Annotated in this window: 13 protein-coding genes and 2 tRNA genes; 6 read left to right on the forward strand and 9 right to left on the reverse strand. The window is 61.5% G+C overall.

Translation table 11 applies throughout. From position 1 onward, the window contains the following. The first annotated feature begins 111 nt into the window (after positions 1-111). Positions 112-882: a dienelactone hydrolase family protein gene (locus MF134_RS21125; protein ID WP_255341395.1), complete on the forward strand. Its 771-nt coding sequence runs from the start codon at positions 112-114 to the stop codon at positions 880-882. Positions 883-900: 18 nt separating this feature from the next. Here the strand turns inward: MF134_RS21125 and argC are convergent, their stop codons facing one another. The 4 genes from argC to rlmB all read right to left on the reverse strand — a co-directional run bounded on the left by argC (position 901) and on the right by rlmB (position 5,275). Continuing rightward, positions 901-1,956: an N-acetyl-gamma-glutamyl-phosphate reductase gene (argC, locus tag MF134_RS21130; RefSeq protein WP_255341396.1), complete on the reverse strand. Its 1,056-nt coding sequence runs from the start codon at positions 1,954-1,956 to the stop codon at positions 901-903. 102 nt (positions 1,957-2,058) lie between these two features. After that, positions 2,059-3,198 carry a DegT/DnrJ/EryC1/StrS family aminotransferase gene (locus MF134_RS21135; protein WP_304363845.1) on the reverse strand — a complete coding sequence of 380 codons (1,140 nt, stop codon included), beginning with the start codon at positions 3,196-3,198 and terminating at the stop codon, positions 2,059-2,061. 133 nt (positions 3,199-3,331) lie between these two features. Continuing rightward, complete coding sequence (gene speB / locus MF134_RS21140; RefSeq protein ID WP_255341397.1) at positions 3,332-4,300, reverse strand: agmatinase; 969 nt, start codon at positions 4,298-4,300, stop codon at positions 3,332-3,334. Positions 4,301-4,429: 129 nt separating this feature from the next. After that, positions 4,430-5,275, reverse strand: a complete 846-nt coding sequence (gene rlmB, locus MF134_RS21145) for a 23S rRNA (guanosine(2251)-2'-O)-methyltransferase RlmB (RefSeq protein WP_255341398.1) — start codon at positions 5,273-5,275, stop codon at positions 4,430-4,432. A gap of 193 nt (positions 5,276-5,468) precedes the next feature. On the opposite strand from rlmB, the gene MF134_RS21150 reads away from it, so the two are divergent. The 5 genes from MF134_RS21150 (at position 5,469) to tuf (ending at position 8,615) form a co-directional block, all read left to right on the forward strand. Beyond that, positions 5,469-5,553 (forward strand) — tRNA-Tyr (locus tag MF134_RS21150). Between the two features lie 42 nt (positions 5,554-5,595). After that, positions 5,596-5,669, forward strand: a tRNA-Gly gene (locus MF134_RS21155). A 776-nt stretch (positions 5,670-6,445) separates the two neighbouring features. Then, positions 6,446-6,694 (forward strand): hypothetical protein, encoded by a 249-nt coding sequence (locus MF134_RS21160; RefSeq protein ID WP_255341399.1) that lies wholly within the window; start codon positions 6,446-6,448, stop codon positions 6,692-6,694. Next, the gene (locus tag MF134_RS21165; protein WP_255341400.1) at positions 6,691-7,074 is read left to right on the forward strand and encodes a hypothetical protein; all 384 of its coding nucleotides are present in this window, start codon (positions 6,691-6,693) and stop codon (positions 7,072-7,074) included. Before MF134_RS21160 ends, MF134_RS21165 begins: the two co-directional genes overlap by 4 nt. A 365-nt stretch (positions 7,075-7,439) precedes the next feature. Then, positions 7,440-8,615 (forward strand): elongation factor Tu, encoded by a 1,176-nt coding sequence (gene tuf / locus MF134_RS21170; protein ID WP_255341401.1) that lies wholly within the window; start codon positions 7,440-7,442, stop codon positions 8,613-8,615. 211 nt (positions 8,616-8,826) lie between these two features. Here tuf and MF134_RS21175 read toward each other — a convergent pair whose 3' ends face one another. Genes MF134_RS21175 through MF134_RS21195 form a run of 5 tightly spaced genes read right to left on the reverse strand, consistent with a single transcriptional unit; the run spans position 8,827 to position 12,889 of the window. Beyond that, a complete protein-coding gene (locus tag MF134_RS21175) occupies positions 8,827-9,567 on the reverse strand; it encodes a TylF/MycF/NovP-related O-methyltransferase (RefSeq protein WP_255341402.1) in 741 nt (246 codons plus the stop codon). Then, the gene (locus MF134_RS21180; protein ID WP_255341403.1) at positions 9,564-10,274 is read right to left on the reverse strand and encodes a hypothetical protein; all 711 of its coding nucleotides are present in this window, start codon (positions 10,272-10,274) and stop codon (positions 9,564-9,566) included. Before MF134_RS21180 ends, MF134_RS21175 begins: the two co-directional genes overlap by 4 nt. Beyond that, positions 10,271-11,263 (reverse strand): mitochondrial fission ELM1 family protein, encoded by a 993-nt coding sequence (locus tag MF134_RS21185; protein WP_255341404.1) that lies wholly within the window; start codon positions 11,261-11,263, stop codon positions 10,271-10,273. Before MF134_RS21185 ends, MF134_RS21180 begins: the two co-directional genes overlap by 4 nt. Continuing rightward, complete coding sequence (locus tag MF134_RS21190; RefSeq protein ID WP_255341405.1) at positions 11,260-11,931, reverse strand: hypothetical protein; 672 nt, start codon at positions 11,929-11,931, stop codon at positions 11,260-11,262. Before MF134_RS21190 ends, MF134_RS21185 begins: the two co-directional genes overlap by 4 nt. Then, positions 11,924-12,889, reverse strand: coding sequence for a hypothetical protein (locus tag MF134_RS21195; protein ID WP_255341406.1), 966 nt, complete (start codon positions 12,887-12,889; stop codon positions 11,924-11,926). Before MF134_RS21195 ends, MF134_RS21190 begins: the two co-directional genes overlap by 8 nt. Between the last annotated feature and the right edge of the window lie 208 nt (positions 12,890-13,097).

Below are 13,097 nucleotides of genomic sequence, written 5' to 3' on the forward strand. Positions count from 1 at the left end.
GGCACGAAGCTTTGATCGCCGCATCACCGGTGCAAAGAGGCGAGGGCGGTTTCCACACGCTCTCGCCTATCTAGCCTTGTCCCCATCGAAATCTTCGAGGAGGCAAGGCAAATGACGAAACGCTTGGGAGTTTCCATCGGCGCAGCGGTGACGATACTCGCCGCCGGCGCGACGATGGCGTCGGCCGGTGAGATGGTGAGCTATTCCGCCGCGGGCAGCGAGTATGAAGGCTACTACGCGCCTGCCGAGGGCGACGCCAAGGGCCTCGTGCTGGTCATTCACGACTGGGACGGGCTGACCGACTACGAGCGCACCCGCGCCGACATGCTGGCCGAGATGGGCTACGACGCCTTCTCGCTGGACCTCTACGGCGCCGGCAACCGGCCGGAGACGACCGAAGCCAAGAAGGCCGAGACGGGCAAGCTCTACGAGGATCGCGAAGCCATGCGCACCCGCATCCTCGCTGGTCTCGAAGCGGCGCGAGGCCAGTCCGACGAGAATATGGCGGTGGTCATGGGCTATTGCTTCGGCGGCGCGGCGGTTCTCGAACTCGCTCGATCAGGGCAGGCCGAAAACGTCACGGGCTACGCGACCTTCCATGGCGGCCTCTCCACACCGGAGGGCCAGAGCTATCCGGACGACACGCCGCCGATCCTGATCTCCCATGGCGGCGCTGACACCTCGATCTCCATCGAGGACGCCGCCACGCTTGCGAAAACACTCGAAGATGCCGGCATAACCTACGAGCTCGACATCTATTCCGGCGCTCCGCACGCCTTCACCGTCTTCGGTTCCGACCGTTATCAGGAGGTCGCCGACACCAAGTCCTGGGCGGACTTTACCGACTTCCTGGAGCGGTACCTCGCCTCTGGCGAAAGCTGAGCGAGCGAGGCGGCGGGCTTACGGAAACAGCGGCAGCTGTTCGATCCCCGTCGTCTCTTCGATGCCGAAGGCGACGTTGAAGTTCTGCACCGCCTGGCCGGCTGAGCCCTTCACCAGATTGTCCAGCGTCGAGATGACGATCGCCCGGCCGGGAATCCGGTCGGGCACCACATTAATGACCACATAGTTCGAACCGCGGACCATCTGGGTCTGCGGAAGCACACCCTCGTCCGCCACCGTCACGAAAGGTTCCTTGGCGAAGGTCTCGATCAGGTGCTGGCGCAGGTCCTTGGCGGTCTGGCCCTTGGCCAGCCGGACATAACTCGTGCAGAGTTCGCCCCGGCTCATCGGGATGAGGTGGGGCGTGAAGTTGAGCCTGAGATCGGAAAGGCCGGCTGCGGCCGCGATTTCCTGCTCGATCTCCGGCATGTGGCGATGCTGGCCGACCGCATAGGGGGAAAGACCTTCACCGGCCTCGCAGAACAGCGTGTTCTCCTTCAGGCCCCGCCCGGCGCCGGAGACGCCGGATTTGGCGTCGATGACGATGTCGGACACGTCGATCAGCCCGGCGCTCGCGAGCGGGATCAGGGAGAGAAGGACCGCGGTCGGATAGCAGCCGGGGCAGGCGATCAGCCGGGCATGGGCGATCTTGTCGCGATAGATCTCGGTCAGGCCGTAGACCGCCTCGTTCTGAATGTCGGTCGCCGCGTGCTCGATGCCGTACCATTGCTGGTAGACCGAGGCGTCCCGCAGCCGGAAATCGGCCGACATGTCGATGATCTTCACCTTCGGAAACTGGCCGAAGATCGTCTTGGTGATGGCCTGGGTCGTGCCGTGTGGCAGACCGCAGAACACCGCGTCTACGGCGCCCCAGTCGGCATCCTCGACCTTGACGAGATCCGGCAGAGGCAGGTGGGCGAAATGCTTGAAGACGGCGCGCATCGGCTTGCCGGCATGGCTGTTCGCCGTCAGGACGACGATCTCCATGTTCGGATGGCGGGCGGCGAGGCGCACGAGGTCCGCACCCGTATATCCGCTCGCGCCAAGAACGCCGATCCTGAGCTTTTCGGCCATGTCCGCCTCCGTCGAGAGTTTCCGCCTCGCGCGCAGCAGGGCCAGCGCGAGATACGTCGGCGGGGGTTTAACGAATTCTGACGCGGTGTCGAGACCGTGCGGTCAGCGCGCCAACACGCCGGTCAGCGTCTCCACGATGTAATCCTGCGTCTCTTCGTCGAGATAGGCGTGCATCGGCAGGCTGATCACGTCCTTCGAGATTGCGTCGGAAGCCTTCAATTCGCCTCGCGAGACAGGGTAGTGCTCATAGGCCGTCTGCCGATGCAGGGGCTTGGGATAATAGATTGCCGTCGGAATGCCGGCATCCTTGAGCTTGGCCGCCACCGCGGCGCGGTCGGTACCTTCGGGCAGCCGCACCGTGTATTGCGCCCAGGTCGAGACGGCATCCCGCAGCAGGGCCTGCGTCCTCACGACGTGGGAGAGCTTCTGCGAGTAGCGCGCGGCAATGCGCCCCCGCGCCTCGATTTCCTCGGGGAAAATCGCCAGTTTTTCCAGAAGGATCGCGGCCTGGATCGTGTCCATGCGGCCGTTGATACCGATCCGGATGTTGTCGTACTTGTCTTCCAGGTTCTGGCCGTGGACACGCAGCGAGGTCATGACCGCGGCGAGCTCCGCGTCGTTGGTCTGGACGGCGCCGCCGTCACCGTAGCAGCCGAGAGGCTTGGCCGGAAAGAAACTCGTCGAGACGACGTCTGCCCAACGGCTTGCCATGGCCCCGTCGATCGTACCGCCATATCCCTGAGCGGCGTCGGCGATGAGCTTCAGCCCATGCTTGTCAGCGATCCGACGCAGGGCGGGATAGTCAGCCGGCTGGCCGAAAAGGCAGACGCCGATGATGGCGCGCGGATTGAGCCGGCCCTCGGCCTTTACCTCGGCGATGGCCGCTTCGAGGCTGTCGAGGTCCATGTTGAACGTGGTTTCGTCGACGTCGACGAAATAAGGGGTCGCGCCGAGCAATGCGACGGTCTCGGCGGTCGCTGCGAAGGTGAAGCTCGGGCAGAAGACGGCGTCGCCTTCCTTGATGCCCCATGCCATCAGGGGGAGGGTCAGCGCGTCGGTGCCGGAGGCGCAGCTCAGCGTGTGCTGCATGCTGCCGAAGAGTGACAAAGCCGTCTCCAATTCCCGGACTTCCGGCCCCATGATGAAGGCGCCGTGATCGAGGACGGTGGCGATACGCCGGTCGACCTTCTCGCGGATCCGGTCGCGTTGGGTCTGAAGGTCGATGAAGGGAATCGGCTGCATGGCTTTTTCAGGTCTGTCGGATTGATCGTGATTCGCTGGTGCACTGGCAGGTGGGCGAAATCATGCCGCGGTGCCAGTCAAGATTCGTGACAGGGGCTCACACAGAGGCATTGCCTGGCGTCAGGAACCACCGTTAGCCTTGGCCCGCCTTCTTCTCCGCCAGAATGCCGATAAGATACATTGCGACGCTCGATCCGGCGATGGCGGTGATGTCGGCGTGGTCGTAGGCGGGTGCGACCTCGACCACGTCGGCGCCGACGAGCTGCAGATTCTTCAGGTGACGCAGGACGGCAAGCATCTTGGCGCTCGACGGGCCGCCCGCGACGGGCGTTCCGGTCCCCGGCGCGAAGGCGGGATCGAGGCAGTCGATGTCGAAGGTGAGGTAAACATTGGTCCCACCGGTGCGCTCGTAGATCGCCGCTGCGATTTCGGCGCTGGTCATGTCCTCCAGATCGGCGCCACCCAGCATCGCGATGTCGCAGGTCTCCGGCGCATGGGTGCGGATCCCGACCTGGATCGATGTCGCGGGATCGATCAGGCCGGTCTCGACCGCCGCCTTGACGAAGGAGCCGTGATCGACGCGGAGGCCGCCATCTTCGCGGGAGGCCACCGGCCAAGTGTCCTGATGGGCGTCGAACTGGACGAGCGAGACTCGCCCGTGGCGTTCGACATGAGCCTGGAGGAGCGGATAGGTGATCGAGTGATCGCCGCCGAGGGTCAGGAGAAAGCCCGTGTCGGCGAGCAGGCGAGCCGCTTCCTTCCGGATCGCCTCATGCGCCGTTTCCGGCAGGCGATAGTCGAGAAGGCAATCCCCGTAGTCGACCACGGCCAGCGCCTCGAAGAAATCGCGCTCGAACGGATATTGCGGGTCGTTGTCGAAGATCGCCGAGGCGCGACGCAGCGCCTGCGGGCCGAATCGCGCACCGGGCCGGTTTGAGACCGCGCTGTCGAACGGAACGCCCCAGACGGTCACGTCCGAGCCGGACACATCCTTGGTGAAGCGTCGCCGCATGAAGGAGAGGGCGCCGGCATAGGTCGGATCGCTCGCGGCCCCGAGGACCTGCGGGGCGGTGAAGGCGTTGTCGATGGAATTTCCGGCCATGAGCGCTCCGCTTGGAAGAGTGTCGCGTATTGCCGGAAGCGATAGCGCTCGACTGCGCAAATTGAAGGGTCCGAATTCTCCTGGCCGCGATCGGTTCGCCATGTCTGAGGCGTAAAGGGCTCGCTCGCCTCAGCTTCCCAGATGCCGTCTCGCCGTATAGAGCGCGATCGCGGCGGCGTTCGAGACGTTCAGAGAGCGAATCGCGCCCGGCATCGAGAGCCGGGCGAGTGCCGAGACCGTCTCTCGGGTCTTCTGGCGCAGGCCCTTTCCTTCGGCACCGAGAACGATGGCAATCCGCTGTTCGGCGAGTATTGCCTCGAAACCGGCTTCTCCGTCCGAATCGAGGCCGACCGTCTGGAAACCGCGTTCCGCCAACTCCTCGATCGCTTCCGCCAGATTGCGGACTTCGATCTGGCGCACATGCTCCAGCGCGCCGGATGCCGCCTTGGCAAGGACGCCGCTCTCCTGGGGCGAATGCCGCGTGGTGCTGATCACGGCATCGGCGGCAAAAGCGGTCGCCGAGCGCAGGATCGCGCCGACATTGTGCGGGTCGGTGATCTGATCGAGGACAAGGACGAGCCTTGCGTCCTGAAGTTCACGCAAATCCATCGCCGGCAATGGATCGGCTTCGAGCGCCACGCCCTGATGGACGGCTTCCGAGCCCAGTTCTTCCGCGAGTTGCCGCGGCTCGACCATCTCCACCGGGCAGGGGATGTCGGATTCAGCGGTGTCGAGACGACCCAGCGCATTACGTGTTGCAAGAAGGCGATGAAGCTTCCGATTCGGGTTCTTCAGCGCCTCGGAAACGGTGTGGAGGCCATAGAGCCAGATCCGGCCCGGTTTCGGCGGCCTGCCGGCGGTCTTCTTCGGTGAGGCCTTGGGCTGCGCCGCGCCGCTCGCGCGCTTGGCGTCGCGATGGGCGCGACGCAGCCGGGCATAATGGGCGTCTTTGGGCGTTCCGGTGTCGTCGGTCATGCCATTCGCTTAGCGAAGCCCGATCGGCAGGGGAAGAGCGAAACGGGCGGTGATTTTGATGACGATGACTGCCAAGACGGCGTTGACAGATGGCCTTTCGCCTTTCATAAGGCCGCTCGGACACGCTGGAGGGCCGCAAGGTCGAGCCGGACGTTGCGATTGAAGGGAACGGTTCGCCGTTTTCGTGGTGATCGGAGGGGTGTCCGAGTGGTTAAAGGAGACGGACTGTAAATCCGTTGGCTAAGCCTACGCTGGTTCGAATCCAGCCCCCTCCACCATCGCATCGAAATCGGCTATAAGGATCCAGCCGAGTGCCGCGTGCGGGTATAGCTCAATGGTAGAGCAGCAGCCTTCCAAGCTGAATACGCGGGTTCGATTCCCGCTACCCGCTCCATTCACTTCGATAAAAGCGTTTGTCGCTGTATCGTTTAGATCTTACCCGCACACCTTGTCAGTTCGGCTCCTGCAAGCCTTCTTGGCAACGCAGTGGTTTGGCTAACCTTAATTCGGTATTCCGCCTGAGGGTCGCGACCTCAGGTTTCCAATGACTGATAAGAGCCCTTATGGTGGCCATAAGAAGCTCAATTGCCATTTACCGCGTCCCTCGCAATTCGACTACGAAAGCCACAAAAGAAATAGGCGACCTTCTATGTTGCAGTGTTGCATGATCGTCACACCAGTGGACGTTTTTTTTGAGTCTGCCTATTTATGTTGAGAGACATGAAGGCGGCGGTCGAACAGCGCTCGCCTAAGTGAAATGCCGAGATACCAACCTAGCCTTCATAGATTTGATATAATGCCAAATTGGCGGGTGGGTGTTTGGAGGAAACGTAATGAGTGCAATAGATACTACCGCAAAAGAACGTAGGCAGGAGTACCAACGTAGGTTCAGATATCTGCAAGAACGCGCTGTGCCACGAGACGTCGCGCGCAGATTGGCTAAGCAACAAATGAGCCGCGAGGTCGCCAGCGGGGCATCCATTGCAGCAAACGCTTTCCTTGCGGGAATGTCAGGACCGGCCCTTTTTGTTGCTCCGCTGACTCGCCTTGCATCACCTATTGCTGGAAGCTCAGTCGCGGCTGCATGGCGCGGGGCAGGTGAGGCGTTGCGTCGCACCATGATGGCCATACCGCCTTCGGCGGCGTCACAATTGACAATTGAAAAATTCAATGAGAAAAATCCATCATAGTGACGAACTTCCCCCAGTTGATAAACAGGATCGCGGTTCGGTGACTACTACGGGGAACCGCGACGCTGGTGGCAACAACGGCAGTGATATTCAATTGGATAAGGCAGTTCTCGCAAAAATATTTGCTGACTACGAAATTGAATCGGCGACCTTGTTTGAGAGTGTTGCGGGAAGATACCTCGATGCGACGACGGTCTCTGAGATTATCGCAGTATCGAGGAGCAGTTGAGTAGTGGTAATTCGGCTGTTGAAGTTATTAAATCCGGTCTCAAAGTAACAAGTTCTCCTATACCCTCTGCCGAACAATTAAGAGCCTATGAGGAGATTTCAACTGGTATGGCTAGCGAAATTGTCGGCATGGCACAAGTAGAGCAAAGTTCTTATATCTTTGGGAGGGATGATAAGAGGCGTCGCGATGATCGCTATAGACTTGCAGGTCTATTTTGTGGGCTTATAGCGTTCGCAGCAATGCTCTTCTTGGTTGCGTTTCTAGCCAGGCTTGGCAGCGATAGCGTAGCTTTGGCTGTATGTGGTTTTGGTATCGCCACGATTGTCAGTAGTTTTATCGTAGGCAATAAACTTAAAAATAATAAAAGCATCGAGAATTAATTCCCATACTTAGGGACGTTATGACTGCTCAATTCAAACACGGTGCCATTAACCCGAGAAAAATGAGTAGCCGACGTTCGTGATGCCTCATTTACGGCGCGCCCGCTCGCACATGCCGGGCAGGGTACTAATCTAATATACCAGCCGAGTACCGCGTGCGGGTTACGTCAGCTTGGGTCTCAGTGAGCTTCTGGTTGCAAGGGTGCGTGGGATGCGAGCTTCTTGGGTCGGTTGCGTCACGTTTCAACCAATGTCCCTGGCGATGTTGCGCTTTGCCGAGCGATCAATTCAAAGCGGGCTTGCTTCTCTGTCCCCAAGCTTCTATGTCGCGCGCACCGTAATTCTTCCGAAAATGGGGGCTGGCGATGGCCAAGAGCAAGTTTGAGCGGACGAAGCCGCATGTGAACATCGGGACGATCGGTCACGTTGACCACGGCAAGACGTCCCTGACGGCAGCGATCACGAAGTACTTCGGCGACTATCGCGCCTATGACCAGATCGACGCGGCGCCGGAAGAGAAGGCGCGCGGCATCACGATCTCGACCGCGCACGTCGAGTACGAGACGGAAAGCCGCCACTACGCGCACGTCGACTGCCCGGGCCACGCCGACTATGTGAAGAACATGATCACCGGCGCGGCGCAGATGGACGGCGCGATCCTGGTGGTTTCGGCGGCCGACGGCCCGATGCCGCAGACCCGCGAGCACATCCTGCTCGCCCGTCAGGTCGGCGTTCCGGCGATCGTGGTGTTTCTCAACAAGGTCGACCAGGTCGACGACGAGGAACTCCTGGAACTGGTCGAGCTCGAGGTTCGCGAGCTTCTGTCGTCCTACGAGTTCCCGGGCGACGACATTCCGATCGTCAAGGGTTCGGCGCTTGCGGCTCTCGAAGACTCCAACAAGGAGATCGGCGAGGAAGCGGTCAAGAAGCTGATGGCCGAGGTCGACGCCTACATCCCGACGCCGGAGCGTCCGGTTGACCAGCCGTTCCTGATGCCGATCGAGGACGTGTTCTCGATTTCGGGTCGTGGCACGGTGGTGACGGGCCGCGTCGAGCGCGGGATCATCAAGGTCGGCGAGGAAGTCGAGATCGTCGGCATCAAGGACACCCGCAAGACGACGGTCACGGGCGTCGAGATGTTCCGCAAGCTGCTCGACCAGGGCCAGGCGGGCGACAATATCGGCGCGCTGATCCGCGGTATTGACCGTGAGGGCGTCGAGCGCGGTCAGGTCCTGTGCAAGCCGGGTTCGGTGAAGCCGCACACGAAGTTCAAGGCCGAGGCCTACATCCTGACGAAGGAAGAGGGCGGTCGCCACACGCCGTTCTTCACGAACTACCGTCCGCAGTTCTACTTCCGCACGACGGACGTGACGGGTGTCGTCACGCTTCCCGAGGGCACGGAGATGGTGATGCCGGGCGACAACGTGACGATGGATGTCACGCTGATCGTTCCGATCGCGATGGAAGAGAAGCTGCGCTTCGCCATCCGTGAAGGCGGCCGCACCGTCGGCGCCGGCATCGTGGCGAGCATCGTCGAGTAAGTGACGCGTCAGGGCCAGCAAGCCGGCCTCGGCGATACGATACGACATGCATTTGAACGGGCGCCGAAGGCGCCCGTTTTTGCGAGGGCGTGCCTGGGAGTCGGATGGGTGACTTCCTACAGGCCCTCAGCGGCGGGGTGAAATAGGTCGGCAGGTCTCAAGAATATTCTCGAGCGCCGAGAAAGGCCCATGGGACCCGGATCAGTCCGTTTCAGGCTTCCGCCTTGCGGACGAGCGCCTGACCCGTCGGGAGTTCGATGATGCCGGCCTTGTCCGCAAAGAACTCGTCGAACGCCTTGCGTGCGCCGGGACATTTTCGCGAGCCATAATCGTCCGACACGACCATTCCTCCAGGCACGACGAGCGGCCAGAAGAATTCGAGAGAGTCCCGTGTGGGTGCGTGCAGGTCCACGTCGATATGGACGAGCGCGAAGGAGCCCCCTGCCACGGCCGTCAGCGTCTGCGGGATCCAGCCCACATGAAAGCTCACGTTGGAAAAGCCCGACAGGTTTTCGCGTGCGACTGCCTCCTCCGTGGATAGGTCGCCTTCGGTCCAGCGCACACTTCCATCTGCGAGGCGGTCGTCTTCGGTTGGTTCGGGAAGGCCTTCGAAAGCGTCGAAGAGATGGTAGGTCCTCTCGGCTTCATCCGCCGTCAGCATGAAATATGTCGACCGTCCGCGCCTGACGCCGCATTCGGCAACGTCGCCTTTCACCTGGGCAAGCGACCTGATCACGCTTTGCAAAACGAAGCAGCGTGGATCGGCGATACCGGGAATGCCGGTTGCGCCGGTCCACGCCTTCTCGAAAAACGGTTGCTCCTTCCAGACCATATGGTCGGAATAGATGTAGTAACCCGCTTCCCGCGCTGCGCGTCTGGCGAGGCGGCGTCGCAGGTTGCGCTTTTCTTCGGTCGACGCAAAAATCATCCCGATCGCCTCGGAAACCTTCATGGCGTCTTGTCATCCTTCTCGTCGGCTGGCGGAGCGGAGTGCCAATCTCTGTGCGCAGGCGCATAGAGCGTCAATCCGGTTCGTTGAGCAAGGGCAGGCTCGCTGGTAACGACCTGACCGTGGCGTCTTGCGATGGCGGAAAGGGCTGCCTCGTCCTGAGGGACATGCCGTCGCTTCCGCTTCTGTTCGTTGTAGGCATGACCATCGGACGAAAGCGACATGCCGGCCACGATGATTTGCGGGATCCCCACGGCAATGGCATAGCAGATCATGGTGATGCCGTTCGAGGGCCGGTCGTCACTTCCAAGCTCGGCGAACAGGGACCCCGCGATCGACTCGATCAGCAAATCCCGCTCCCGGTGGCGGATTTCAAACTCCTGAAACGGAACGAACGGGACCAGTCGCTTCATCCGCATGGTCCATGAGCCGCCTCGGCGCATGCGCAGGGTCGTCCGGATGTTCAACCCTGCGATCTGCTCCGGTTTGGTCTTTTGCAGAAGGAATGTCAGGTCTGAATCGGGCAAACCCTGCTTGGCCGCTGAGTGCCCGGCATATTTGATGTGAATATGCGCTGCGTTTTCTGGCAGCTCAGTCGGGATTGTCGGCTCCGGCGCGGAGGCCAGCAGAAACCAGGGCCGATCGGTCAATCCCCTGGCCGAGAGCCAGCGCCTCTGTTGACCGATGAGGCGGTCGAGTTTGCTGCTCATCGCCGCTTCTTCTTGGTTCGGTGCGCATATTCCGCCTGGACCATGGCTCCGATGCGTTTGGTCTCGTCGAGGGGTTCGTAAGCATAGTCGTAGAGCTCGCCCTCGAAATTGCGCGTGAGACCAAGAGTGTTTTGCATGTCGTTGTGCATCCATTCGAACTTTTGGAGATACCGACCGTCCGGTCGGTGTCTGAGTGCGAAGGTGAAGGTCGGTTTGCCTGTGGTCAGCGCTTCACACGTCATTGTCACGGAATCGGCAGTGATGATGAAATAATCCGCCGCTGCAAGAAAATCGCGGTATGGGTTCTCGCCCTGGCGATTCCACACGAAGACCCGATCGTGGCGCAGGGCCGAGATATTCTCCTGCAAGCTCGGCGGCGACCGGCGCGAGGTCGACACGAGGACGCGAAAACCCTTTTCCGCCAGATCGAAGACCGTGGCAGAGAGGCGATCGACGGTCGGTTGGTCGAAATCGTAGGCCTTGTTCGGCCCCCCGACCAACAAGGCGACCGTGGGTTCTCCCTGCGGAACGAAGCACCGCCGTGCTTCTGCTCGGCGCGCGCTTATCGCATCTGCGTGGATCTGATGGGGTACGCCGACCATCGCGTGAAAGCGCGGGTGCTCGTGTCCGACATCGCGCAAATCGTGTCGGGACGCGAAGGCCATGTCGAAACGTCTCTCGAACTGTGGCGCCGGACGTGCCAGATGAACCATGAATGGCCGGCGCCTGCAGCACGCGGCGATCACCATCGCGTGGGATTGTGCCTTGCCTCCGCAGGAGATGATGATGTCCGGCGGGCCTCTGGAGAAGAGCTTGGGTAAGAAATCGAGCTTCGGGCGCCACCACTGGAAGCGTCGCCGCATCGTCACGATGGTCGGGTCCGGATCGAGGAGCCGCGCCACGCCGAGGCATTGCGTCAGTGTTCCCGCCTTGGCCTCGCTGACGGTCCAGACACGGAGAGGGGCGGGCGCCTCGCTGCGGCCTGTCATGTCGGTTTCGACCACTGGCGTATCCCGACATCCGCGGCCAGGTCCGCTTCGGTCGTGGCGAGTCGAGCGTCGCTCGCCAGTGCCGTCAGGACAGCGCGATCCTCGTCCACCTGCCGGCGCTTGCGGTCGAGCTGATCGTAGGAATGGCCAGTTTTCGAAAGGGAGATGCCGGAGAGAACGACTTCCGGCACGCCGAGAAGCAGGCCATAACAGGCCATGGCGACGCCATTCGTGACCTTGCCGAGATCGCCGATTTCGTCGAGTGCGATGCCACTGACCTCAAGCACGACGCGCTCGCGATCCCGTCGTCGAAGCGGCCGCACGCGCCCGATATGATCGTAGGGCTTGCCCAGAAGGAGAAACCGAAGAGCAAGTCCCGGCACGGTATGAATCCACAAGAGGAGTCGGGTGTCGATGTGGCGGTGCTCTTCCCAGGATTTCTTCTTGGCCCTCACCGTCAGGTCAGCGCGCCCGAACCCCATCCCTTGGGCTGTGCGACCGGCGTTGTTGATGTCGACGCGCGCATGAGTGGCAAAGATGTCCCCCGGAACCGTCGGGTTCGGGGCCGAGCCGAGGATGAGCCAGGGCTTGTCCAGGATGCCGAGCGGTTTGAGCCATTTACGATGCTGGGCGACGAACGACCCTCGATTCCATTCTGTCCTACTCATCTTGCCCGGGCACCTGCACGGTCTCTTCGATGGAGCGCAGCATTCGCTGATATTCCTCCGAATTCTTCATCCTCCAGCTCTGGGCGGTCCAGACCAGTGGATCGCAATCGAGTTCCGGGCTGGAAAGCGACGTCGTGAGCGGAGCGACCGTCAGACCGTCCTTTCGCGTCATCGCCTCGCTGACATGGTGGAGCGTTATCTGATCGACGTGATAGCGCGGCAGCTTGCTGAGATTGGCGAGAAGGGCGCGCGACAACGCATCGGTGAAGTTCAGGCCTTGCCTCGTCGGCGCGAACGCGGCTGCTCCGGCTCGCACCTTCCGCCAGGGCTGCTTTTCGTCCCTGCGAATCAATGCGGCGTCAGAGCCGTCCAGCGCAGCAGCGACGGTCGGCCATAGGGGCTTTCGTGCGATTCCGTCGACATCGAGGCAGAGAACCGGCCGGCCTGTGGTGGTGAGAACGCCATGGAGCACGATAAAGCGCAAGGCGGTGAAATAGACCGACTGATAGGGCAGCGAATGAGCAATGGATGCGTCGTCAGTCGTCAGGGAGAGCGCAAGGTGGTGGAATTTGTCCGCCAGGCGTCGAACGTCCTCGATCGTCTCCTGGTCCGCGCCGGAGATATGGAGGTGTACTGATTGCGGAGCGGCGACTTTCTCGAAGGAGAGTAACATCCCGCGCGCGAACGAGTGGTAGTAGAAGCCGTTACAGGCCAGCAGGATCACTCCTTCGGTAGCAATCTCCCGCGGAAAGCTCAGGCCAGCGAGAAACGCATCCCGTTCGGCGCGAAAGTACGCCGCATCGCGGACAGCCCTGAGGCAGCGGGCTCCAATGCGAAAGCGCTGCCAACGCGAATGCCGCTTGCGCTGTATGATCTCGGCTTTGTCGAGCGTCGGCAATGCGGCCACCCTCCGTTTCGTCAGACCCGTGCTGATAATCGCCTCTTCCCGCAGTGTCACGGGGGTTCTCCAGCGTTTGGTCGCGATCGGCCGCAGTTGCACGGGGACGGATCATTCGAATTCGCCGGGCGGCCTACCGTTCTCCTTCCTGCCGCCCAGATCGGCTTCGCTCTTACGGGAGGAGACGACTGCTCCCCTCGATCTTGGCACGGTCCCGTCCGGAATGGCTTTGGAGCGCCCGCTTTCTGGCGAGCGCGTCGGTCCGGGA

The organism is Jiella marina (assembly GCF_024359545.1).
In the GTDB taxonomy this organism is placed as follows: Bacteria; Pseudomonadota; Alphaproteobacteria; order Rhizobiales; family Rhizobiaceae; genus Jiella.

Bases quoted from the DNA above. Each gene is read 5' to 3' on its own strand.
- MF134_RS21175 (WP_255341402.1), bottom strand. From the start codon at position 9,567: ATGAAGGTTTCCGAGGCGATCGGGATGATTTTTGCGTCGACCGAAGAA.
- speB (WP_255341397.1), bottom strand. From the start codon at position 4,300: ATGGCCGGAAATTCCATCGACAACGCCTTCACCGCCCCGCAGGTCCTC.
- MF134_RS21180 (WP_255341403.1), bottom strand. From the start codon at position 10,274: ATGAGCAGCAAACTCGACCGCCTCATCGGTCAACAGAGGCGCTGGCTC.
- tuf (WP_255341401.1), top strand. From the start codon at position 7,440: ATGGCCAAGAGCAAGTTTGAGCGGACGAAGCCGCATGTGAACATCGGG.
- MF134_RS21135 (WP_304363845.1), bottom strand. From the start codon at position 3,198: ATGCAGCCGATTCCCTTCATCGACCTTCAGACCCAACGCGACCGGATC.
- MF134_RS21185 (WP_255341404.1), bottom strand. From the start codon at position 11,263: ATGACAGGCCGCAGCGAGGCGCCCGCCCCTCTCCGTGTCTGGACCGTC.
- MF134_RS21160 (WP_255341399.1), top strand. From the start codon at position 6,446: ATGAGAAAAATCCATCATAGTGACGAACTTCCCCCAGTTGATAAACAG.
- MF134_RS21125 (WP_255341395.1), top strand. From the start codon at position 112: ATGACGAAACGCTTGGGAGTTTCCATCGGCGCAGCGGTGACGATACTC.
- argC (WP_255341396.1), bottom strand. From the start codon at position 1,956: ATGGCCGAAAAGCTCAGGATCGGCGTTCTTGGCGCGAGCGGATATACG.
- MF134_RS21190 (WP_255341405.1), bottom strand. From the start codon at position 11,931: ATGAGTAGGACAGAATGGAATCGAGGGTCGTTCGTCGCCCAGCATCGT.
- rlmB (WP_255341398.1), bottom strand. From the start codon at position 5,275: ATGACCGACGACACCGGAACGCCCAAAGACGCCCATTATGCCCGGCTG.